Here is a 22,258-nt window from a genome sequence, read left to right on the forward strand (position 1 = left end):
CCTTGAGGGCGTTTTTTTGTTATAATAGAAATTATGAACAGACAAGAAAAAATCGCAAACTACCAACTCATGCTGGCGCAGGCTAAAGCGCTTTTTGCTGACGAGCCTAATGCACTTGCTAATCTGGCCAACGCCAGTGCACTTTTACAGCAGACCTTGCCGAATTCGGTTTTCACAGGTTTTTATCTGTTTGATGGATACGAGTTGATTTTGGGTCCTTTTCAGGGCAATGTATCCTGCGTTCGTATTGCTCTTGGCAAGGGCGTCTGCGGGGAAGCTGCTCAGACCAAACAAACCCTGATTGTGGCTGATGTTACGAAGCACACAAACTATATCGCCTGTGATTCAGCTGCCATGAGTGAGATTGTAGTGCCTATGGCAATAGATGGACAGATTGTCGGTGTACTTGATTTGGATTCTCGTTTGACTTCTGATTATGATGCGATCGATCAGGAGTATCTGGAAGCTTTTGTTTCTGAGCTGATCAAGGCAAGTGATTGGAATTTTGACATGTTTGGGGTGAAAAACTAATGTATCAAGCACTTTATCGGAAGTATCGCAGCCAAACTTTTGATGAGATGGTTGGGCAGGAGGTTGTGGCAACAACCTTAAAGCAGGCGGTTGCTTCAGGAAAAATCAGCCATGCTTATTTGTTTTCAGGTCCCAGAGGAACAGGAAAAACCAGTGCTGCCAAGATTTTTGCCAAAGCCATGAACTGTCCGAATCAAAAAGACGGCGAACCCTGCAATCAGTGTGATATCTGCCATGATATTACCAACGGCAGTCTTGAAGACGTCATCGAAATCGATGCGGCCTCAAACAATGGTGTTGATGAAATCCGGGAAATTCGTGACAAGTCAACCTATGCGCCTAGCCGAGCCACTTACAAGGTTTACATCATTGATGAAGTTCACATGCTGTCTGCCGGTGCTTTTAATGCTCTGTTAAAAACGCTTGAAGAACCGACAGAAAACGTCGTCTTTATTCTGGCGACAACCGAGCTGCACAAGATTCCTGCGACTATCTTGTCACGGGTGCAGCGCTTTGAATTTAAGACCATTAAAACCAAGGCTATTCAGGAGCATCTGGCAGAAATTCTTCAAAAAGAAGGAGTTACCTTTGACGAAGAAGCTCTCAGCTTGATTGCCAAACGAGCCGAAGGCGGCATGCGGGATGCCCTTTCTATCTTGGATCAGGCTCTCAGCTTGACTGCCGATAAGCATGTTTCGCTGGAAATAGCCGAAGAAATTACCGGCAGTATCAGCCTGAGTGCTCTGGATAATTATGTGTCAGATCTTTTAAACCATGATACCAGTCAGGCGTTGAGCGATCTGGAAATTATTTTTGACAGCGGCAAGAGCATGAGCCGTTTTGCGACCGATTTGCTCAATTATTTCAGAGATATTTTGATAGTTCAGGCAGGCGGTGACAATACGCATCAAGGGCAGGCCTTTCAGGACAATTTATCCCTGTCTCAGAATGCTGTTTTCAGAATGATTGATGCCGTGACGAAGAGTCTGCCGGAAATAAAAAACGGAACGCATCCTAAAATCTATGCGGAAATGATGACCATTCGCCTGAGTGAAGACAAAAACAAGGTGCAGACACAGGAACTTCCGGCCGATATGGCTCAGGAAATTGATGGATTAAAAGCCGAAATCAAAGAATTAAAACAGGCACTGCAGTCTGTTCAAAAAACAGATACTGCTCAGGAGCCTCAAAAGCCAAAGACCAAGACTTTCCGCTACAAGGTGGATAAGGACAAGGTCATGACTATCATGCGGGAAACAGTGGCAGACAGCCAAAAGTCCCGTCAGTATCTGGATGCTCTGAAAAGCTCTTGGAATGAGATTTTAGACAGCATTTCAGTGCAGGATCGAGCCCTTTTGATGGGGTCTGAACCTGTCCTTGCCAACAGTGAAAATGCAATTTTAGCTTTTGATGCCGCTTTCAATGCCGAGCAGGTCATGAAGCGATCGAACCTCAATGACATATTTGGCAATATCATGAGTCAGGCGTCTGGTTTTTCACCAAAGATTATGGCTGTACCGCGGGCAGACTTCAACGCTATCCGCAGCGAATTTGCCCAGAGCATCAAAGCAACTAAGACTGACCAAGACGAAAAACCTGACAAAGAAGCCGATTTTATTCCGGAAGGCTTTGACTTTTTGGCAGATAAGATCAGTCTGGAAGAAGAATGACATGAGTGGGTGCAGCTGCTGTTGAAAAGGGATGGGTGTGTCAGAAGCATTGAAGTTATACAGAAGAAAAACCGGTGAGCTTAAAATAGTCACCGGCTTTTTGAAAGTATTTTTTGGTTTCTGAAAGGCACGCTGTCCATGTACAAGCTAATGATGCGGCGAAAGCCGTACAAATCTTTTTGTATCAGCCTTTTTTTCTGGTACAATAAGTGTATGTTAAAACAAGACTTTGCTGTCATGGTGCTGATAACCGTGACTGAAACGATTTTTTTCAATGATGCTGTTTTAGACGGTCAGTATTTTTGGGCCGGCTTTTGGGGGCTTTTGCTGTTTCGCAGTCTGCGCAAGGCCTATCTCATCACTAAGTTTACCAAGGCCGTGCTGGCGGCTACCAAGAAGAAAGACTGATTTCCCCGCTGTTAAGCACCTTTTCTTCCCCGTTTTCCAGCTGGACAATGAGCTGTCCTGCATCAGTGATATCTACGGCTGTTCCTCTGTAAGTAACATCATTTTCAACAAAGGTCACTTGTCTGTCTAAGACGAGTGATTTTTCTTTGTAGACCTTAATGAGATCAGCCTTAGGAATATTAAAAAAGATATTCCAAATTTCAGCAATGAGCTCATTGCGCGTAACAGTAGGCTTTTCTGAAAAAAGACTGGCAGCCTTGTCCTTTAAATCTTCAGGAAAATCAGTAACATAAAAGTTAATGCCCATACCGATAATGACATCGGTAATAATCCCGGTTTCAATGGAAGAGACCGCTTCGGTCAGGATGCCGGCAATCTTTTTACCGTCCAAGTAAATATCATTGACCCATTTAATCTCAGGATCAATGCCGGTCAGTCTGGAGACCGCTTTAATCAGACTGGAAGCAACCATCAAGGTGTAAGCAGGCAGTTCTTTAAAGGGAAGTTCAGGGTGCAGATGCAAGGACATGTAGATTCCGCCGGACTCCGGAGTAAAGAACTGCCGTTTAAAGCGTCCTTTGGCTGCTTTTTGGCTGGGGGCCAAATAAAGAGCCGGTACAGGATCTCTCCTTTCAATTCCGGCCTTAGCATCCAGCTGAGTTGAGGTGCTTTTTTCGTTGCAAAAGACTTTGATTCCGGTTGCTTTTTCAATTGCTTCCGGCAGCAAAAGATCTCCTGAAATCAAACGGTAGCCCCTGTTCTTAACAGATTCGATCACAAGTCCTTTGGCCTCCAAGGTCTGCATGGCCTTCCAGACTGCTGTCCGGGAAATATCAAGTTCTTTTCCCAAAACCTCTCCGGTCACAAAATCATCTGCCTGAGCCAATACTTGATAAATTTTTTCATATGTTTTCATAGTTCACCCTCTGTTAAGATCTGTATTTTATTATATTGTAGCATAAATAGACAGCTGTGGGGGAAGGGCATTATTTTTTACTCTAATAAGATATAAAAAAGCGGTTATTTTCATTGTATTATCTCTTTAGATCAGCCACTTTAACATGAGAGAATAATTTGGCTGTGCGCTTGTTTTTCCCCGTCTTTTTCTTTCTTTAGTGCTATAATGAAGGTGGTAAAACGTTTTCACAATAAGGAGGTGGAAAAAATGGTTCATAAACTTACAGATGAGATTACCTTTCGCCATGGTGCAAAAGTGCACAACCGCATTGTCCTGCCGCCGATGCTGACCTTCTCAGGCAAGGAAGGTGGTTTTGCGTCAGAAGATACGCTGGACTATTACGGTGCACGTTCGCAGGCCGGAGGACTTTTGATTGCTGAGTATCACTATGTCAGTGAAACCGGCGGACCATGTACACCGGCCGGTTTTCCTGAGCAGCTGGGCATCTATGATGATGAACATTTAGACTCTATCAAATCAATCGCTCGGGCACTGAAGAAAGATGGGAATAAGGCCATTTTGCAGATTCATCACGGCGGCCGTGAAGCTATGGGCCGTGCTGCTAAGGGCAAAGAGGTTCTGGCGCCTTCAGCTTTGGACTTTTCATTTCTGTCCTATCCCGTTCGGGAAATGACCGGGGATGAAATTGAAGAGATTGTCAAGGATTTCGGCCGCGCAGCCAAGAGGGCTATTGATGCCGGTTTTGACGGTGTCGAAATTCATGGGGCTAACCACTACGGTATTCAGCAGTTCTTTTCAGCTTTTTCCAATCAGCGAACGGATAAATGGGGCGGTTCGTTAGAAAAACGAATGGCTTTTCCGCTTGCAGTTGTTCACGAAGTTAAGCGCGTCGTTGCTCAGTATGCTCCCGATGATTTCATCGTCGGCTACCGCATCAGCCCGGAAGAAATTCACGGAGATACCATCGGCTATACCTATAAGGAGGCGCTGGATCTGATCAAAGAAGTCATTAAAAATGATCTTGATTACATTCATCTTTCCCTGTGGAATGGCTACGCTTCTAAGCCGCAGGGTGCTGAACGCTCTTTTGCGGAATACTTCAAGGAAATCTTGGATGATCAGACCAAGCTGATTGCTGTCGGCGGTGTCTTCTCAGAAGAAGCTGCTAAGGATGCTGTTGAGAATTACACGGATTTGATTGCAGTTGGGCGCGGTACGATTGTAGATCCTCTCTTTGGCAAGAAGATTGACGAGGGCAAAGGTGACACTATTGCTCACGAGATATCTCCAGAGCAGCTGGAAAAAGCGCACTGGACACCCGGTTTATTGCAGGCCTTTACTGCAGAAGGATCCGCTGGTCTGCCGCCTATTCCGGGCACTGATTCTATCAAACATCTCAGCAAGGGAATGCCGGAAGGTTTCAAGGGCTTTTCAAATGCGAATTAGACATTGACAAGAGTGTGCAGAACTTAGAAAAAATGAGGCTTCTAAGTTCTCGCCGCTCTTTTTTATTAGTCCTATTTATATCCTGCTATTGTGAAAAAATATAGGATTTTTTAAATTATTGCGTCAAAACATGGTACAATAGAACAGTTAATAAGTCCCGAAAAGGTGATTTGTACCGATAGATAAGGTCAGAGATTGAGGACAGCTGATCCAAACTTGCTAGATCTTTATTGACGCTGCAAATCAGTGCTTTGTAACTTTTTAACTCGCTAAGTTTTATGGCAAATCAACTTGCTCATAAAACGATGGGAAATCCTATGGAATTTTTCCTAAACGACTTACTAGCCGCAAACCAACATTAAAATCGAATTTTGGCTTGCTTTGGTTTGTGACGTCGTAACTCATTGAGATCAACTAACATAGGTTTTCTTGCGATATCATTAAGAGAAATGAAAAAATCTTTTTTATTTCTCTGTAAAAGTAATGGAACCAGGAAGATAGCAGTTTTGTTTTTACAATTAAGTTATCAACATGATTCATTACAATTATTTTTATTAAAAGGGGGACATTTTTATGTCAGAACGTAAATTGTTTACGTCTGAATCTGTATCTGAGGGACATCCCGATAAGATTGCAGATCAGATTTCAGATGCTATTTTAGATGCTGTTTTAGCACAGGATCCCGATGCCCATGTGGCCGCTGAAACGGTCGTTTATACAGGGTCGGTCCATGTCTTTGGTGAAATATCAACGACGGCTTACGTGGATATTAACCGTATAGTACGTGATACCATTGCTGAAATTGGTTATACAAAAACTGAATACGGCTTTTCAGCCGAAACAGTCGGGGTGCACCCATCCTTAGTTGAACAGTCGCCGGATATTGCCCAAGGCGTTAATGAAGCTCTTGAGGTACGCGGGCATGATAAGCAGGACACGCTTGATTTGATTGGTGCCGGGGATCAAGGAATCATGTTTGGTTTTGCCGTTGATGAGACACCGGAATTGATGCCGTTGCCAATTTCCTTATCACATAAATTGGTGAAACGTTTGGCAGATTTACGAAAATCAGGCGAAATTGCCTATCTGCGGCCGGATGCTAAAAGTCAGGTAACGGTTGAATATGATGAAAACAGTAAGCCAATTCGTGTGGATACGGTTGTCATCTCCACGCAGCATAATCCCGAGGCAAGCAATGAAGAGATTCACAAGGATGTTATCGAAAAGGTCATTAAAGCCGTTATTCCGGCGGAGTATCTTGATGACAAGACCAAGTATCTCATCAATCCGACCGGCCGTTTTGTTATCGGCGGACCGCAAGGAGATTCTGGTTTGACCGGCCGCAAAATTATTGTTGATACTTATGGCGGCTATGCCCGTCATGGCGGCGGTGCTTTTTCCGGCAAGGATGCTACAAAGGTTGACCGTTCGGCTTCTTATGCAGCGCGCTACATTGCTAAAAATATTGTCGCAGCGGGTCTTGCCAAGAAGGCGGAAGTTCAGCTGGCTTACGCCATTGGAGTAGCTCAGCCTGTTTCAGTCCGTGTGGATACTTTCGGAACGGGGAGGGTTGCTGAAAGTCAGCTGGAAGCAGCGGTACGTCAGATTTTTGACTTGCGTCCGGCAGGCATTATCAAGATGCTGGACTTAAAGCGTCCTATTTACCGTCAGACTGCGGCTTACGGGCATGTCGGCCGTACTGATATTAATCTGCCTTGGGAAAAAATGGATAAGACTGAGGCACTCAAAAAAGCTCTTAAAAATGACTGAAAAGGCAGGGAAAACCTGCTTTTTTATATTTTTTATATATGAAAAAGTTTTCATTATTTTTTAATTATTCAGTTAGTTTGAAATGTGACTTAAGATGTGATAAAATAGATTAGTTGAATTCTAGTTAAAGATTAAAGAAAGTTTTGATTGTATGCGGAAAATTGTTATTAACGGCGGCCGCCCTTTAAAAGGCGAAGTGGCTGTTTCGGGAGCAAAAAACAGTGTTGTTGCCCTGATTCCAGCCATTATTTTAGCGGATGATATTGTGACTTTGGACGGTGTTCCGGCGATCAGTGATGTGGACAGTTTGATTGACATCATGACCCTGATGGGAGCCAGCATTGAGCGCGAAGGAGACAGTCTTAAGATTGACCCGCGCGGTGTAAAAGATATTCCCATGCCTTATGGGAAAATTAACAGTCTGCGGGCGTCCTATTATTTTTACGGCGGTTTGCTTGGGCGTTTTGGTCAGGCAGTGGTTGGTCTGCCGGGAGGCTGTGATTTGGGGCCCCGGCCTATTGATTTGCATTTAAAGGCTTTTGAAGCTATGGGTGCCGTCGTTTCTTATGAAGGCGAAGCTATGCGTCTTTCAACCGAGGGCCGAGAGCTCAAGGGTGCCCATATTTACATGGATACGGTCAGTGTCGGAGCGACCATCAATACCATGATTGCAGCCAGCAAGGCAAAGGGGCGCACGGTTATTGAAAATGCTGCGCGTGAACCGGAAATCATTGATATTGCAACGCTTTTAAACAATATGGGAGCTCATATCCGCGGTGCAGGAACTGATATTATCACTATTGAAGGTGTTGAGAGACTCCACGGTACTCGTCATCAGGTTATTCCCGATCGAATTGAAGCGGGAACTTACATCGCCATGGCCGCTGCTATCGGCCAAGGAGTCAGAATCACCAATGTTTTGTACGAGCATTTAGAGAGCTTTATCTCAAAGCTGGAAGAAATGGGCGTGCGCATGACCATCGAAGAAGACAGCATCTTTGTGGAAAAGCAGGGCGATTTAAAGGCTGTTTCGCTGAAAACATCTCCTTATCCCGGCTTTGCAACTGATCTGCAGCAGCCCATTACGCCTCTCTTATTAAAGGCTCAGGGCCGCGGTAAAATCCGTGATACCATCTATGAGAAACGTGTCAATCATGTGGCGGAGCTGGCACGAATGGGAGCTCATATCTCTGTTCTGGGCGGTCAGATTGTTTATGAAGGACCAAATGAACTGACCGGTGCTCCGGTTAAAGCAACTGACCTGCGTGCAGGAGCTGCTCTTGTGACAGCCGGCCTCATTGCCAAGGGACAGACGGTCATTTCCAATATTGAATTTATTTTGAGGGGCTATTCTGATATTATTGAAAAATTAACCCACTTGGGAGCAGATATCAAAATTGTAGAAGAGTAAAAAATTTGCTTACCATGGACGTGCTGAATGAATCTAGGTGCTGGTAAAGAAAAAACAGAGACTGAAAGGGTATGAGGTATCGTTTCAGTCTCTGTTTTTGTTCTGAGAAAGGTATTGACTTATGCAAACGATTGCGCTATAATTCTCTTAGCTTAGCAAATAATCGAACACGAGCTGCGAGCTGTGTCAAAAAGACAGCTTCTCCTAGAGTCCTGCGACTCTTCGTCGAACCTTCTATTTTGCCTTTGCTCGCTGACGCTCTTAGTATCTTAGTAATAGAACACGGGCTAAAATCCTAGTAAAAAAGATAAACGTCCTTGTGTCTTCACGACACAGCGTCCGTTTCCTATTTTTATACGGATTTGACACGCCCTTAGCGACACGTCGTTTGGTTAGTCGATCTTACTGACCAAGCGACGTTAGTGGGAGAGGCAGCCAATTCACTATGGTGATTGGCGTTTGTTATCAAGTGCGAAGCACTTAGATAACAATCCTCTGCCGTATCTTGTTAATTGAACACGAGCTGCGAGCTGTGTCAAAAAGACAGCTTCTCCTAGAGTTCTGCGACTCTTCGTCGAACCTCCTATTTTGCCCTTGCTCGCTGACGCTCTTAGTATCTTAGTAATTGAACACGGGCTAAAAGCGTCGAGAAAAAGACAGCCTGCCTGATGCGCAAGCGCATGGCGTTAGGCTCCTATTTTCTTCTCGCTTTCTTCACGCCCTTAGTATCTTAATTAAAGGAGAAACGTATGGAAACACGTGCAAGCGGTGTTTTGCTGCATATCAGCTCTCTTCCGGGCAAATTTGGTATCGGCACATTTGGTCAGGAAGCCTATCAGTTTGTTGATTTTCTTAAGGAAACCAAGCAGACCTACTGGCAGCTGCTGCCTTTGACCTCAACGAGTTATGGGGACTCTCCCTATCAATCTTTTTCTGCAGTTGCCGGCAACATCAATTTTATTGATTTTGATTTGCTGCAAAAGGACGGGCTGCTGAAAGAAACTGATTATGCGGATGTCTCCTTTGGTGATGATGAGGAAGCTGTTGATTATGCGCTTCTATTTAAGGTTCGCAGGCCGATTTTAGAAAAGGCAGTTGCCAACTTTTTGGCTGTCGAAAAAAATCTTGAACAATTAAAAGCGTTTGAAGAGGAAAACGAGACTTGGCTTGATGACTATGCTGAATTTATGGCTATCAAAGAGCACTTTGGTCATAAGGCCCTGCAGGAGTGGGGAGATAAAAAGGCTATCCGGCGCGATGATGAGCGGCTGGTTTATTATCGGCATCTCTTGGCTGATGAGATTAACTATTATAAAGTGACTCAATATTTCTTTTTTGAACAATGGCTGGCGCTCAAGTCCTATGCCAATAAGAACCATATTAAAATTATCGGTGATATGCCCATCTATGTAGCAACTGACAGCGTTGAAGTCTGGACAATGCCCGAACTCTTTAAACTGGATGAGGATATGAACCCTATGTCAGTAGCCGGCTGTCCGCCGGACGAATTCAGCGATGAGGGGCAGCTGTGGGGCAATCCGATTTATGACTGGCAAAATCATCGGGAGACAGGCTTTGCCTGGTGGATTTACCGCATTCAGGAAAGCTTTAAAATTTACGATGTTCTGCGGATTGATCATTTTAAAGGCTTTTCCGATTACTGGGAAATTGAGGGGGATTCTAAGTCTGCCAAAAACGGCAGCTGGCAGCCCGGTCCCGGTATTGCTCTCTTTAGAGCTGTTCAAAATGTTTTAGGAGATTTGCCGATTATTGCTGAAGATCTGGGCTATGTTGATGACAGAGCCAGACAGCTCCTGCGGGATACGGGCTTTCCGGGTATGAAAGTTTTGGAATTCGGTTTTTATGATCTAACAGGTAAGAGTATCGACATGGCTCACCGCTGTGTGCCTAACAGTGTTGCCTATATTGGAACTCATGACAACGAAGTCGTTAACGGATGGTATGATAACCTAAGTGCAGAGCAACAGGAATTTGTCGATGCCTATACCCACCGCCAGCCCATCGAGCCTGTCAATCAAGCCATGCTGCGGCTGCTCTTTGCAACCGCCAGCAATACAGCAATCTTAACCATGCAGGATCTGCTCGATAAGCCTGCCGGCTCGCGCATGAACACGCCGTCTACTATTGGCGGCAATTGGCAGTGGCGCATGCGAGCCAAGGATTTGACCTCGGACAAAAAAGATTTTTTAATTGCATTAACGAAACTATATCAAAGAGGAAATGAAGAAAATGACATCAAAGACGAAGCAGTTCACTAACTATGCTGAGAACAAAACAGGGCAAGCCCTCTCACAATTGAGCAATCGGGAAATCTATATCCAGCTTTTGCACTTTGTCAAGGAAGCTGCTGAAGGTATGCCTAAAAACAGCTCTAAACGCAAGGTCTACTACATTTCAGCTGAATTTCTGATTGGTAAATTACTGTCCAACAATTTGATCAACCTAGGTCTTTATGAGGCTGTCAAAGACGATTTGGCTGCCGCCGGCAAATCTATCAGTCAGGTAGAAGATATCGAGCTGGAGCCCTCGCTTGGCAACGGCGGTCTGGGACGCTTGGCTTCTTGTTTTGTTGATTCCATGTCAACGCTTGGTATTAACGGTGAGGGCGTCGGGCTCAATTATCACTGCGGTCTCTTTAAGCAGGTCTTTCGGGACAATCAGCAGGAAGCTAAAGCCGATTACTGGATTGAAGATGATTCTTGGCTGATGCCGACTGATATTTCCTACGCTGTTCCTTTCCGTGATTTCACCCTTAAATCGACACTGAAACGTATTGATATTTTAGGCTATCATAAGGACAGTAAAAACTACCTCAATTTATTTGATATTGATGGGCTCGATTACGGTCTGATCAAGGATGGCATTACCTTTGACAAAACTGAAATCAAGAAAAATCTGACCCTTTTCCTCTATCCGGATGATTCCGATAAAAACGGTGAGCTGCTGCGTATTTACCAACAGTATTTCATGGTATCCAATGCAGCCCAGCTTTTAATAGACGAAGCGCTTGAACGCGGTTCAAATCTCCATGATCTAGCTGATTATGCTTATGTACAGATCAATGACACGCATCCGTCCATGGTTATTCCGGAGCTGATTCGTCTGCTGACGGAAAAACACGGTCTGGATTTTGATGAAGCAGTGTCTGTCGTTGAAAATATGGTTGGCTATACCAATCATACCATCTTAGCGGAAGCTTTGGAAAAATGGCCGTTGGCTTATTTAGAAGAAGTGGTTCCGCATTTGGTTACCATTATTAAAAAACTGGATGAGCGGATTGGTGCAAAATACCATGATGAAGCTGTGCAGATCATCGATAAGTCCGACCGTGTCCACATGGCTCACTTGGATATCCATTTTTCAACCAGTGTCAACGGTGTGGCTGCTCTGCATACGGAAATCCTTAAAAACAGTGAGCTCAAGCCTTTCTACGACATTTATCCTGAAAAATTCAATAATAAAACCAATGGGATTACCTTCCGCCGTTGGCTGGAATTTGCCAATCAAGATTTAGCCGCTTACATCAAAGAATTGATCGGAGACGATTATCTGACAGATGCCAGCCAGCTGGAAAAACTGCTTGCTTTTGCGGATGACAGGGCGGTTCATGACCGTTTGGGCAAAATTAAATTTGACAACAAGGTCGCTCTTAAGCGCTACTTGAAAGAAAATAAGGGAATTGAGCTGGATGCTAATTCCATCATCGATACACAGGTCAAGCGTTTCCACGAGTATAAGCGCCAGCAGATGAATGCCCTCTATGTGATCCACAAGTATCTGGAAATTAAGAAACACCGCCGTCTGCCAAAACGCAAAATTACGGTTATCTTTGGCGGTAAGGCGGCGCCGGCCTATACCATTGCCCAGGACATCATCCACTTGATTCTTTGCCTGTCCGAGCTAATCAATAACGATCCGGCTGTCAGTCCTTATCTCAATGTTTTCCTTGTTGAAAACTACAATGTCACGCTCGCTGAAAAACTGATTCCGGCAACGGATATTTCTGAGCAAATTTCTCTGGCTTCTAAAGAGGCCTCCGGTACCGGCAATATGAAATTCATGCTCAATGGCGCTTTAACTCTGGGAACTATGGACGGGGCTAATGTTGAAATTGCTGAGCTGGCCGGCAAAGAAAACATCTACACCTTTGGCAAGGATTCTGACACCATTATTGATCTCTATGCTAAAAATGCCTATGTCGCTAAAGACTACTATGCTAATGACGCTGCTATCAAAGAGGCTGTTGATTTTATTGTCAGTCCTGATATTCTGGCTCTGGGTAAAAAAGAACGCTTAGAACGCCTCTATCATGAATTGATCAATAAGGACTGGTTCATGACCCTCATTGATTTGCAAGATTACATTGCTAAGAAGGAACAAATGCTGGCTGATTACGAAAATCAGGCGCTTTGGAACAAAAAAGTGCTTCACAACATTGCCAAGGCTGGTTTCTTCTCATCAGACAGGACAATCGAACAATACGATAAAGACATTTGGCACAGTCTGTAAGATAAAGCGATACAAAAGGTTCGGGATTAAAAAATCCCGGCCTTTTTTTGCTTCTTTTTGGGGCAAAGCCTGTCTCAGAATTTGAACAGTCGGTGTTTTCCCAGCTTGTAAAGTTATTATTTTTAAAATGAAACTGCCTGTTTTTACTTGACTTGGAGTCGACTTCAAGTATTATAATGAAATCAAGTTTAAGTAAAGGAGGACAAAGCTATGACAAAAACGCTTATTCTCTATTTTTCCAATACAGGGAATACCAAAAGAGCCGCAGAAACAATGGCTCAGGAATTAGGAGCAGATCTTTATCGGATTCTGCCTGAAAAAGATTACACAGCAGCAGATTTGACCTGGACAAGTGCAGGCTGCAGGGCTAATCAGGAACAAAATGATGAAGCCAGCCGCCCTGCTTATCGCGGTGCCTTGCCGGATCTGACTCCTTATAATCAAGTGATTATCGGTCACCCGATTTGGTGGGGCATTCCGCCGAAAATTATCCGCACCGTTCTTGAGAATCTTGATTTGACCAATAAAAAAGCGGCTGCTTTTGCAACATCAGGCGGCTCTGATTATCATGATGCGCAAAAAGCGATGGAAGAGTGGACCGGTCTTAATCTGCCGCAGGGCCGGATTTTATCAAGTTCATCTAGTATTAAAAACTGGCTGAAAAGCATTTAGTCTAAGAAAGGAAATAATATTATGGAATATACAAGATTAGGTCAGACAGGACTTGAGGTATCTAAGATTTGCTTGGGCTGTATGAGCTTTGGTGATGCTAGTAAAGGATTTCACTCAGGCTGGCTTTTGGATGAGGGAAAAAGCAGAGTTATTATTAAAAAAGCATTGGACTTGGGAGTCAATTTCTTTGATACAGCTAATGTTTATGGTGCTGGCAGCAGTGAAGAGTACTTGGGCCGTGCTATTCGCGATTTTGCAGACCGTGAGGAAATGATTATTGCTACGAAACTTTTCTTTGGTGATGGTCAGCATGAAGGGCGCAATACAACGGGACTTTCACGCAAGGCAATTTTTAATCAGGTCAATGCCAGTCTCAAGCGTCTAGGAACGGATTATATTGATGTGCTTTACATTCATCGTTGGGACTATAACACGCCGATTGAAGAAACTATGTCAGCGCTTAATGATTTGGTCCGTTCTGGTAAAGTACATTATTTGGGCGCATCAGCCATGTATGCTTGGCAATTCCAGAAAGCCCAGTATACAGCTGAAAAGAATGGCTGGACCAAATTTTCTGTTATGCAAAATCATTACAATATGCTCTACCGTGAAGACGAAAGAGAAATGATTCCGTTTTGCAAGGATTCAGGCGTCGGTTTAGCGCCTTACAGTCCCTTCGCAGCAGGCCGTGTTGTTCGCGATTGGACAGCTGATACGGCTAGAAGCAGGACTGATGAAACAGCAAAATCCAAATATGACAGCACAGAAGAGCAAGATATGGTTATCGTCAGACGTGTTGCTGAACTGGCTGAAAAATATAATCATTCTCGTGCTCAGATTGCTCTGGCCTGGCTGTGGCAAAAGGGGATTGACTCGCCTATTGTGGGTGTGACTAAGGAGAAGTATCTTGATGATTTTATGGGTGCTTTTGACCTAAAACTGACTGATGAGGATATGGCCTATCTGGATGAGAAATACCTGCCTCATAAGGTTGTAGGGGCTCTTTAATGATAATACGAGACAAGCAGGGATTGCTGGCTAAGAATCTGTGCGGTCTCGTTTTTTTTAATTTTAGAAAGTCTGGCTAAATATATCTGTCTTTTATAAAAACAACTGTTACAGTCATTTTCAGAGATCCTGAATTCTTAAAAATACGGCATTTTCTTTGACTCTTGGGCAAAAAAACTGTAATATAACAATATGGATATATGGACACAGTTCGGACGCTTTGCAGAAGTTGAGACCCAGCATTTCCTCATGCGCCCCTTTGCCTTTAAGGATCATAAGGATTTTTATGAGATAGCCGGAAACAGACAGAACCTGCCTTTTATCTTTCCTCATCAGGCCAGTCGGGCTGAGAGTGATTTTTTGCTGGTTCATTATTTCATGAAAAACCCTCTGGGTGTCTGGGCTCTTGAGCACAAGGAAAATCATAAAATGATTGGTGCGATTCGCTTTGACAAGCTCGATTTAACGGCGCAAACAGCCGAGATCGGTTATTTTTTGCACAAGGATTACTGGGGACAGGGGCTGACAACTGAAGCAGTCAAAACCTTGGTTTTTCTGGCTTTTAAAGAATTTCATTTAAAGCTGCTGAAGATCGTCATTCATAAAGAGAATGCAGCCAGTGCCAGAGTGGCAGAAAAAGCCGGTTTTCATTTGGTCAAGCAGTTTAAGGGGAGCGACCGCTACACGCATAAAATGCGTGATTATTTAAGATATGAATTAAGGATAGGTGAGAAGACAGAATGAGCAAGCATCAGGATATTTTAGAATATTTGGAAAATCTGGCCATCGGCAAGCGCGTCAGTGTCAGAAGCATTTCCAATCATTTGAAAGTCAGTGACGGAACAGCCTATCGGGCGATTAAAGAAGCGGAAAACCGCGGGATAGTGGAAACATGGCCGCGCAGCGGCACCATTCGGGTGGAGAAAAAGGTGCGCGTGCGCTTAAGCAAGCTGACTTACCGGGAAATTGCCAATATCAGCGAATCAGAAGTGGTCTCAGGTGAGTCCGGGCTCAGTCATGAATTCAGTAAATTTTCTATCGGTGCCATGACTATTGACAATATCCACCGCTACCTGACCAAGGATGGTCTGCTGATTGTCGGAGACCGTGAAAATATTCAGCTTTTGGCCCTGCAAAATAAAAATGCCATTTTAGTAACGGGTGGTTTTCCTGTGTCTGAAAGGGTACGTGAAACCTCCAATCAATTGGGAATTCCGGTCATGGTGACCAATTATGATACGTTTACCGTTGCCACGCTGATCAATCAGGCTCTTTCCAATGTTCGCATCAAAACGGACATTAAAACTGTCGAGGAAGTTTATCAGGAAAAGCTTTATCATGGTTTCTTGCACGACACAGACACAGTCAGGGATTATAACAATCTGATCAAAAAAACCAACCACGTGCGCTATCCGGTCATCAACAGCCACAATATGGTTGTGGGTGTTATCAGTATGCGCGATGTGGCCGGCAAGGATCCTAATATGGTGCTCAATCAGCTGATGACTAAAAATCCTGTCGTTGCCAAACCAACTCTGAGTCTGGCCAATATCAGCCAAAAGATGATTTTTGAAGATTATGATATGCTGCCGGTCGTTAAGGAAGACTACAGCCTTTTAGGTGTTATTACGCGCCGGCAGGTGATGGAAAATCTGCAAAATTTTCAAAGAACCAGTACCTATACCTACAGTGAGCAGATTACGGCCAATCTGCAGGAGGAAAAAACCGGTTTTCAATTTGTAGTGGAGCCGGCTATGATTGATCCAGCAGGAAATCTGGCACATGGCGTTTTAACGGAATTTTTAAAGGATATTACCATGCGGGTTTTGACGCAAAAACACAAAAAGAATATCATTATTGAGCAAATGATGTTATACTTTTTACAGGCCGTTCAAATTGATGACCTGCTGAAAATTCAGCCCAAGGTCATCACTGAAAATCGACGGAGTGCGACACTTGATTTTGAAATTTATCACGGCAGTCAAGTTGTTACCAAGGCCGTCGTTACGACAAAACTGAATTAAAGCTAAGGAGTTATATAAGACATGATTACATTGAAATCAGCGCGTGAAATTGAAGCCATGGATGAAGCAGGTGATTTTTTAGCCAGCATCCATATCGGTTTGCGTGATTTGATTAAGCCGGGGCTGGATATGTGGGAAATTGAAGAATACGTCCGCAGGCGCTGTAAGGAAGAAAATTTCCTGCCCTTACAAATCGGGGCAGACGGTCATTTTATGGACTATCCCTATGCAACCTGCTGCGGTTTAAATGATGAGGTAGCCCATGCCTTTCCGCGCCATTATACCTTACAAGACGGCGATCTTCTTAAGGTGGATATGGTTATCGGCGGTCCTATTGCCAAAGAAGATTTAGATGTATCACAATTAAATTTCGATAATGTGGCTGAAGTCAAACAGTACACAGACAGTTTCCGCGGCGGTATCGCTGATTCCTGCTGGGCCTATGCTGTCGGAGAGGTTTCCACAGAAGTTAAAACTCTCATGGATGTTACCAAGGAATGCCTTTACAGAGGAATCGAAAAGGCGGTTGTCGGCAACCGTATCGGCGATATCGGTGCAGCCATTCAGGAATATGCTGAAAGCTTTGGCTACGGTGTTGTGCGCGACTTAGTCGGTCACGGTGTCGGTCCGACCATGCATGAAGAACCTAATGTACCTCACTACGGCAGAGCCGGACGCGGTCTGCGCTTGAAAGAAGGAATGGTGCTGACAATTGAACCTATGATCAATACGGGAACCTGGGAAATTGACACTGATATGCAGACAGGCTGGGCTCATAAGACGCTTGACGGCGGTCTTTCCTGTCAATATGAACATCAGTTTGTTATTACCAAAGACGGTCCGCGTATTCTGACCAGCCAGGGAGAAGAGGGCACCTATTAATAGGAGTTGCAGTGAAAAAGTTTATTGAAAAATTACAGGCAAGCCAGTATGTTCAGAATTTTTTAACCTACTATAAAAGCTCTGAGATGGATCTCTCCAGTATCGCAGTAGCTTATTATCTTATTTTGACCATCTTTCCCTTTTTAATCTTGCTTGCCAACTTGTTTCCTTATCTGGATATTGATACTTCAGAACTCTTATCATTTATGGAGAATAACCTGCCTGAACAGCTCTATGAAAGCACCTCGGGCATTGTTGTCGGGATTTTCAACAAACCCTCTACCAGTCTCTTGTGGCTGGCTGTTGTGACAGGTCTGTGGACCATGTCAAAGAGTCTGACGTTTTTGCAGAAATCAATGAATAAATCCTACGGCATTCAAGATCACCGTGATTTGATTTTAGGGCATATCGTCGGGATTTTTTCCAGCCTGCTGGTGATTTTCTTTTTAGCGCTGGCGATTATACTGTCAACGTTTGGTAAGACAGTGCTGACTTTTTTGTATCACAATTCTTATCTCAATCAGGATTTGTATGATATTTTGATGAATTTAACCCAGCCGGTAACCGCTGCGATTTTCTTCGTTGCCTTAGCGGTTCTCTACTATATCCTGCCCAATGTCCGAATCAGGAAAATCCGCTATATTCTGCCGGGTACGATCTTTACAAGTATTCTCTTCTTTACAATGACGAGCGTGTTTGGGACTTATCTGAGATATGCCACCGCCAGTATGGAAAATCTCCGGGTCTTTGGATCGGTGACCTTGTTTGCTTTAATGCTGTGGTTTATTGTCTTTGCCCGAATTCTGATTTTAGGGGCTGTTTTAAATGCCAGCTATCAGAAGAAATACGTTAAGGAATTTAAACCAAGACGAGGCAACATTATCACTATTATCCAATCCAGACGGGACTTTATGGCTAAAAAAGATGAAGAAAACAAGAAATGATGGCTTGATCCAGGTTAGCTGCCTGTTCATTCTGGGTGATTAGCTGTAAAAGACCAAGCCTTATATAATGAGACATGACAAAAGTCATGTCACAGACTGAAGAAAAAGTCTATTTTCTCAAAAAGTAATATTTTGTTATGATACTTTCCTTAGGTAGCACGGACGGTAGCGACTTCCTTCGGAATTCCATACCTAGATTTTGAGCCTAGGTCTCAAAATCTCCGAGAGGCAGAAACTCAATGTTTCTGCCTTTTTTGCTACATTGGAAAGTATCAGATTAGACTTCGCTCATTTCTATATCATCTTACAAAAACGAAAAGTGATACTATTCTATGATGAAACTTTAGAGAGAATTTATTTTTGGGAGTTTATCTACAACCTTAAGACATGACAAAAGTCATGTCATGATATGACATTCTGTGCTAAACGGAATGTTTTTTATTTTTTATAATAAAAGCAGAAAGTGAAGAAAACAAGAAAAAATAATAGCTGCGTCTGCTTTTTAGTGCTTATAACAGGAAGTGCCGAAATTACCGGGCATACAGGCTTTTAGCCCATTTTCGAAAAAGGCAGAGCTTTGTGACTGGCTGCTTGTTCTCTTGTCACTATAGGTTCGGTAGGCTTTTGCAGCTCATGAAAGGAGAATCCGCATGACTAAAACGATCATTAAAGTTTCACAGCTGACAAAAAATTTTAAGGATAAAAAAGCACTGAAAAACCTCTCTTTTGAGGTCAATGAGGGTGATTGTATGGCCTTGATCGGTCCCAACGGGGCAGGCAAGACGGTACTTATGTCCTGTCTTTTGGGAGACTATCATCCGACAGCCGGGCAGATTGAAGTGCTGGGGAAATCGGCCTATGATTCACAGCTTAAGGGCAAGGTCGGCATCCTTTTTCAGGAAAATTTAACCGAACAAAAGTTAAAAGTGTCAGAACTTCTTCAGTTTCAGCAAAGTATTTATGCTGATCCTTTGTCTGACACAGCGATTGACAGGCTGCTTGGTTTTACAGCTGAGCAAAAAAATCAATTTGCTGAAAAGCTCTCCGGCGGTCAGCGCCGCTTGCTGGCTTTTGTTCAAGTCATTATCGGTCAGCCGGATATTATTTTTCTTGATGAGCCGACAGCCGGGATGGATACCAGCACGCGCAAGCGCTTTTGGGAAATTGTTAATGAGCTCAAGGCATCGGGGAAAACGATTATCTATTCGTCTCACTATATCGAAGAAGTAGAGCATACAGCGGATCGTATTTTGGTGCTGCATGATGGGAAATTGCTGCGCGATACTACGCCTTATCTCATGCGGGCTGAAGAAAAAGAGAAGGTCTTCACGCTGCCGCTTGCCTATCTAGAAAACATAGAGGATCAGTCTATTTACAATTTGACTGTTAAATCAGACAGAATAACCTTCACAACTAAGGAATTTCAAACAATCTGGCAGATTTTAGAAGATGCCGGATGTCCTATTGAGGATATTGAAATGGCCAACCGAACCCTGCTTGACAGTATTTTTGAAAATGAAAGAGAGGAAAAAGCTCATGAAAACCTTTAAAGCAATGTTAAGGCAAGAATATCTTGTCAACAAACGTTCTTTATCTAATTTAATTATGGCTGTTGGCATGCCGATTGGCTTTTTCCTGCTCTTTACTACTATTTGGGCTAATGATGAATCCATGCCAAAAGAAATGGCTAAAGTCTGGATCAGACAGTATATGCTGCAAATGACCGCTTTTTCCAGCCTCAGTTTTGCTTTTTACTCGCTGCCTTTTGCATTTCACGAGGATAAGACCGGCAATCGTTTAAAGGCTGTTCAGCACAGCCCTGTGCCCTTGTGGCAGTATTATGCCAGTAAAATTATAACTATCTTGGTGCACTTTGTTTTGGCGATCATAGCTGTGTTTCTGGTCGGCCACTTTGTCAAAGATGTGTCCATGCCCTGGAAAGACTGGCTGACAGCAGGAGGACTGTTATTCGTCGGGGCTTCCTGTTTCATGCCGTTTGGTGCCCTTTTTGCTCATATCAAGTCTGCGCAGACCCTCTCTTTAGTTGCTAATATATTTTACATGGGGCTGTCTGTCTTGGGAGGACTGTGGATGCCGGTATCAACCTTTCCTGACGTGATGCAGAAATTAGCCAAATGGACACCGACTTATCACTTTAATAACACGGTGATTTCTTATTTTGATAAAGATATTTCCATCCAGTCACTCTCGATTCTCTTTGGATATGCTATCATAGTCTTAGTGATTGCTCTTGCAGTCGGAAAAAAGCTTGAGGTGAAATGATGTTTCGACCCTTTCAAAAAACGGATCCACTCTACTATGTAGCACTGGTCTTTATGATTTTTCCGCTGGGCGGTGTCAGCTGGTTTGGCTATCCCTTGTGGACGCTTTTACCGTCGGTGCTTTTTGCGCTGGCCTTTATCGCTATTATTCATATCAAAGATGACTATCCTAAAATAATTGCCTGCCTCTGGTTTTACTTGTTAGGCTACATCGTCTGGATATCCTGTTTTATCGAAGGCTCCATGATGTGGTTTTTCTTCTTTCTCGTTAATCTTCTCGTCTGGCGGTTTGGGGATAAGATAAAGAGTTATCGCTTTATTTCCTTTTTACTTGGAATCGTAATCGTGGTCTTAGTTGGTTTTGCTCGTGCGACATCAACATTCAATAAAGTTTACTTCTTTCTTGTCGCGATTTTCGTCTTAACTATGCTTTATACTCAGCATCAGACGCAAATTGAAGAACAAATGAAACGGGAGCTATACAAGCAGAATGAAGCTATCAATCTGCTGGCCGCTGAAAATGAGCGCAACCGTATCGGCCGCGATTTGCATGATACCTTGGGACACACCTTTGCTATGATGACCTTAAAAACGGAACTGGCTCTCAAACAGCTCAACAAGGATAATCTGACGGCTGTCCGCAAGGAACTGCTGGAGCTCAATCAAATCAGCAAAGAATCGATGAAAAATGTCCGCGAACTGATCAATAATCTCAAATACCGCACAGTGGAAGAAGAGCTAGGCAATATCAGCGAGATGTTTGCTATGGCAGAGATAAGTCTGAGAGTAGATAATCAATTAGATTTGGCTGCTTTGTCGCCTGTTATTCAGTCCAGTTTGACCATGATTTTGCGAGAATTAACAACCAACATCATCAAACATGCCAAAGCCAGCCAATGTTATATTAAGTTATTCAGGTCTGAGAAACTGGTAATTGAGGTCAGTGACAACGGCAGTGGTTTTCCTCAGCTGACTGGTGAAGAACTGCATTCCATCAAAGAACGCCTGCAGCTGGTTAAAGGAGAGGCGATGATTGTCTCCAGCCACAATCCGACCCTTGTCCGTGTGACCTTGGAAGAAGGAGGACAGCTATGAAATTATTAGTCGCCGAAGATCAATCCATGCTGCGTGATGCTCTCTGTCAGCTTTTGCTCATGGAAGACGGCGTTGAGGCTATATTTCAAGCTTCCAATGGTGCCGAGGCAATAGCCTTGCTGCAAAAAGAATCTGTTGACGTGGCTATTTTGGACGTTGAAATGCCCCAAAAAACAGGACTGGATGTGCTGGAGTGGATTCGTGCTCATCATCAGGCTGCTAAGGTTATTATTGTGACGACTTTCAAGCGCTCAGGCTATTTTAAGCGTGCCTTAGCAGCCCATGTTGATGCTTATGTCCTGAAGGATCGCTCAACTGCTGAGCTGATGCAGACGATTCACACCGTTTTGTCCGGACAAAGAGAGTATTCTCCTGAGCTGATTGAGGAAGTCACTTTTACGTCAAATCCGCTGAGCCAGCGAGAGCAGGAAGTCTTGCTTTTAGCGGCCAGAGGTCTGTCTAATCAGGAAATCTCTGAAAAACTTTTCTTGTCCAACGGCACGGTCCGAAATTACATGACCGGTATTTTTAACAAGCTGTCTGCCAGCAATCGTACAGAAGCTGTCAGAATTGCGCGTGAAGAGAATTGGATTTAAGATCGATAAAAATAATTTGCAAGTAAAAAAGGAGAAACAGCGGCTCACGATGTCATATCATGAACGTGCT

19 protein-coding genes are annotated in these 22,258 nt (G+C 43.7%); 18 read left to right on the forward strand and 1 reads right to left on the reverse strand.

Going from position 1 to position 22,258, the window contains the following annotated elements:
* The first annotated feature begins 33 nt into the window (after positions 1–33).
* From AC4HAF_RS02855 to AC4HAF_RS02865, 3 genes are all read left to right on the forward strand, one after another.
* Positions 34–531: a GAF domain-containing protein gene (locus AC4HAF_RS02855; RefSeq protein ID WP_491096590.1), complete on the forward strand. Its 498-nt coding sequence runs from the start codon at positions 34–36 to the stop codon at positions 529–531.
* Complete coding sequence (dnaX, locus tag AC4HAF_RS02860) at positions 531–2,201, forward strand: DNA polymerase III subunit gamma/tau (RefSeq protein ID WP_491096591.1); 1,671 nt, start codon at positions 531–533, stop codon at positions 2,199–2,201. Before AC4HAF_RS02855 ends, dnaX begins: the two co-directional genes overlap by 1 nt.
* Positions 2,202–2,414: 213 nt before the next feature.
* Positions 2,415–2,609 (forward strand): DUF3272 family protein, encoded by a 195-nt coding sequence (locus AC4HAF_RS02865; protein WP_491091400.1) that lies wholly within the window; start codon positions 2,415–2,417, stop codon positions 2,607–2,609.
* Here AC4HAF_RS02865 and birA read toward each other — a convergent pair.
* On the reverse strand, positions 2,590–3,525 hold the full coding sequence (gene birA / locus AC4HAF_RS02870; RefSeq protein ID WP_491091399.1) for a bifunctional biotin--[acetyl-CoA-carboxylase] ligase/biotin operon repressor BirA: 936 nt from the start codon (positions 3,523–3,525) through the stop codon (positions 2,590–2,592). The two genes, AC4HAF_RS02865 and birA, sit on opposite strands and share 20 nt — an antisense overlap.
* Before the next feature lie 249 nt (positions 3,526–3,774).
* Between birA and AC4HAF_RS02875 the strand changes: the two genes are divergently transcribed.
* From AC4HAF_RS02875 to AC4HAF_RS02945, 15 genes are all read left to right on the forward strand, one after another.
* Entirely contained in the window at positions 3,775–4,974 is a 1,200-nt protein-coding gene (locus AC4HAF_RS02875; protein WP_491096592.1) for an NADH-dependent flavin oxidoreductase, read from the forward strand.
* A gap of 573 nt (positions 4,975–5,547) precedes the next feature.
* Positions 5,548–6,744 (forward strand): methionine adenosyltransferase, encoded by a 1,197-nt coding sequence (gene metK, locus AC4HAF_RS02880; protein ID WP_491096593.1) that lies wholly within the window; start codon positions 5,548–5,550, stop codon positions 6,742–6,744.
* A 151-nt stretch (positions 6,745–6,895) separates the two neighbouring features.
* Complete coding sequence (gene murA / locus AC4HAF_RS02885; RefSeq protein ID WP_491096594.1) at positions 6,896–8,155, forward strand: UDP-N-acetylglucosamine 1-carboxyvinyltransferase; 1,260 nt, start codon at positions 6,896–6,898, stop codon at positions 8,153–8,155.
* Positions 8,156–8,904: 749 nt separating this feature from the next.
* The gene (malQ, locus tag AC4HAF_RS02890) at positions 8,905–10,434 is read left to right on the forward strand and encodes a 4-alpha-glucanotransferase (RefSeq protein ID WP_491096595.1); all 1,530 of its coding nucleotides are present in this window, start codon (positions 8,905–8,907) and stop codon (positions 10,432–10,434) included.
* Positions 10,406–12,685, forward strand: coding sequence for a glycogen/starch/alpha-glucan family phosphorylase (glgP, locus tag AC4HAF_RS02895; protein WP_491096596.1), 2,280 nt, complete (start codon positions 10,406–10,408; stop codon positions 12,683–12,685). The genes malQ and glgP overlap by 29 nt, the downstream gene beginning before the upstream one ends.
* Before the next feature lie 210 nt (positions 12,686–12,895).
* Positions 12,896–13,357: a flavodoxin gene (locus tag AC4HAF_RS02900; RefSeq protein WP_491096597.1), complete on the forward strand. Its 462-nt coding sequence runs from the start codon at positions 12,896–12,898 to the stop codon at positions 13,355–13,357.
* A 21-nt stretch (positions 13,358–13,378) separates the two neighbouring features.
* Positions 13,379–14,365, forward strand: a complete 987-nt coding sequence (locus AC4HAF_RS02905) for an aldo/keto reductase (RefSeq protein ID WP_491096598.1) — start codon at positions 13,379–13,381, stop codon at positions 14,363–14,365.
* Between the two features lie 192 nt (positions 14,366–14,557).
* Positions 14,558–15,109, forward strand: a complete 552-nt coding sequence (locus AC4HAF_RS02910; protein WP_491091386.1) for a GNAT family N-acetyltransferase — start codon at positions 14,558–14,560, stop codon at positions 15,107–15,109.
* Positions 15,106–16,389, forward strand: coding sequence for a CBS-HotDog domain-containing transcription factor SpxR (gene spxR, locus AC4HAF_RS02915; RefSeq protein WP_491096599.1), 1,284 nt, complete (start codon positions 15,106–15,108; stop codon positions 16,387–16,389). Before AC4HAF_RS02910 ends, spxR begins: the two co-directional genes overlap by 4 nt.
* Before the next feature lie 21 nt (positions 16,390–16,410).
* Positions 16,411–17,271, forward strand: a complete 861-nt coding sequence (locus AC4HAF_RS02920) for a methionyl aminopeptidase (protein WP_491096600.1) — start codon at positions 16,411–16,413, stop codon at positions 17,269–17,271.
* Positions 17,272–17,282: 11 nt separating this feature from the next.
* Positions 17,283–18,215, forward strand: a complete 933-nt coding sequence (locus AC4HAF_RS02925) for a YihY/virulence factor BrkB family protein (RefSeq protein ID WP_491091383.1) — start codon at positions 17,283–17,285, stop codon at positions 18,213–18,215.
* A gap of 650 nt (positions 18,216–18,865) precedes the next feature.
* A complete protein-coding gene (locus AC4HAF_RS02930; protein WP_491096601.1) occupies positions 18,866–19,765 on the forward strand; it encodes an ABC transporter ATP-binding protein in 900 nt (299 codons plus the stop codon).
* A complete protein-coding gene (locus AC4HAF_RS02935; RefSeq protein ID WP_491096602.1) occupies positions 19,752–20,498 on the forward strand; it encodes an ABC transporter permease in 747 nt (248 codons plus the stop codon). Before AC4HAF_RS02930 ends, AC4HAF_RS02935 begins: the two co-directional genes overlap by 14 nt.
* Positions 20,498–21,592 carry a sensor histidine kinase gene (locus tag AC4HAF_RS02940; RefSeq protein ID WP_491096663.1) on the forward strand — a complete coding sequence of 365 codons (1,095 nt, stop codon included), beginning with the start codon at positions 20,498–20,500 and terminating at the stop codon, positions 21,590–21,592. The genes AC4HAF_RS02935 and AC4HAF_RS02940 overlap by 1 nt, the downstream gene beginning before the upstream one ends.
* On the forward strand, positions 21,589–22,188 hold the full coding sequence (locus AC4HAF_RS02945; protein WP_491096603.1) for a response regulator transcription factor: 600 nt from the start codon (positions 21,589–21,591) through the stop codon (positions 22,186–22,188). The genes AC4HAF_RS02940 and AC4HAF_RS02945 overlap by 4 nt, the downstream gene beginning before the upstream one ends.
* The last annotated feature ends 70 nt before the right edge of the window (positions 22,189–22,258 follow it).

This window comes from Streptococcus sp. ELY_90 (assembly GCF_058314475.1).

Coding starts and splice junctions, on each gene's coding strand:
- AC4HAF_RS02855 (WP_491096590.1), top strand. CDS start 34: ATGAACAGACAAGAAAAAATCGCAAACTACCAACTCATGCTGGCGCAG.
- dnaX (WP_491096591.1), top strand. CDS start 531: ATGTATCAAGCACTTTATCGGAAGTATCGCAGCCAAACTTTTGATGAG.
- AC4HAF_RS02865 (WP_491091400.1), top strand. CDS start 2,415: ATGTTAAAACAAGACTTTGCTGTCATGGTGCTGATAACCGTGACTGAA.
- birA (WP_491091399.1), bottom strand. CDS start 3,525: ATGAAAACATATGAAAAAATTTATCAAGTATTGGCTCAGGCAGATGAT.
- AC4HAF_RS02875 (WP_491096592.1), top strand. CDS start 3,775: ATGGTTCATAAACTTACAGATGAGATTACCTTTCGCCATGGTGCAAAA.
- metK (WP_491096593.1), top strand. CDS start 5,548: ATGTCAGAACGTAAATTGTTTACGTCTGAATCTGTATCTGAGGGACAT.
- murA (WP_491096594.1), top strand. CDS start 6,896: ATGCGGAAAATTGTTATTAACGGCGGCCGCCCTTTAAAAGGCGAAGTG.
- malQ (WP_491096595.1), top strand. CDS start 8,905: ATGGAAACACGTGCAAGCGGTGTTTTGCTGCATATCAGCTCTCTTCCG.
- glgP (WP_491096596.1), top strand. CDS start 10,406: ATGACATCAAAGACGAAGCAGTTCACTAACTATGCTGAGAACAAAACA.
- AC4HAF_RS02900 (WP_491096597.1), top strand. CDS start 12,896: ATGACAAAAACGCTTATTCTCTATTTTTCCAATACAGGGAATACCAAA.
- AC4HAF_RS02905 (WP_491096598.1), top strand. CDS start 13,379: ATGGAATATACAAGATTAGGTCAGACAGGACTTGAGGTATCTAAGATT.
- AC4HAF_RS02910 (WP_491091386.1), top strand. CDS start 14,558: ATGGATATATGGACACAGTTCGGACGCTTTGCAGAAGTTGAGACCCAG.
- spxR (WP_491096599.1), top strand. CDS start 15,106: ATGAGCAAGCATCAGGATATTTTAGAATATTTGGAAAATCTGGCCATC.
- AC4HAF_RS02920 (WP_491096600.1), top strand. CDS start 16,411: ATGATTACATTGAAATCAGCGCGTGAAATTGAAGCCATGGATGAAGCA.
- AC4HAF_RS02930 (WP_491096601.1), top strand. CDS start 18,866: ATGACTAAAACGATCATTAAAGTTTCACAGCTGACAAAAAATTTTAAG.
- AC4HAF_RS02935 (WP_491096602.1), top strand. CDS start 19,752: ATGAAAACCTTTAAAGCAATGTTAAGGCAAGAATATCTTGTCAACAAA.
- AC4HAF_RS02940 (WP_491096663.1), top strand. CDS start 20,498: ATGTTTCGACCCTTTCAAAAAACGGATCCACTCTACTATGTAGCACTG.
- AC4HAF_RS02945 (WP_491096603.1), top strand. CDS start 21,589: ATGAAATTATTAGTCGCCGAAGATCAATCCATGCTGCGTGATGCTCTC.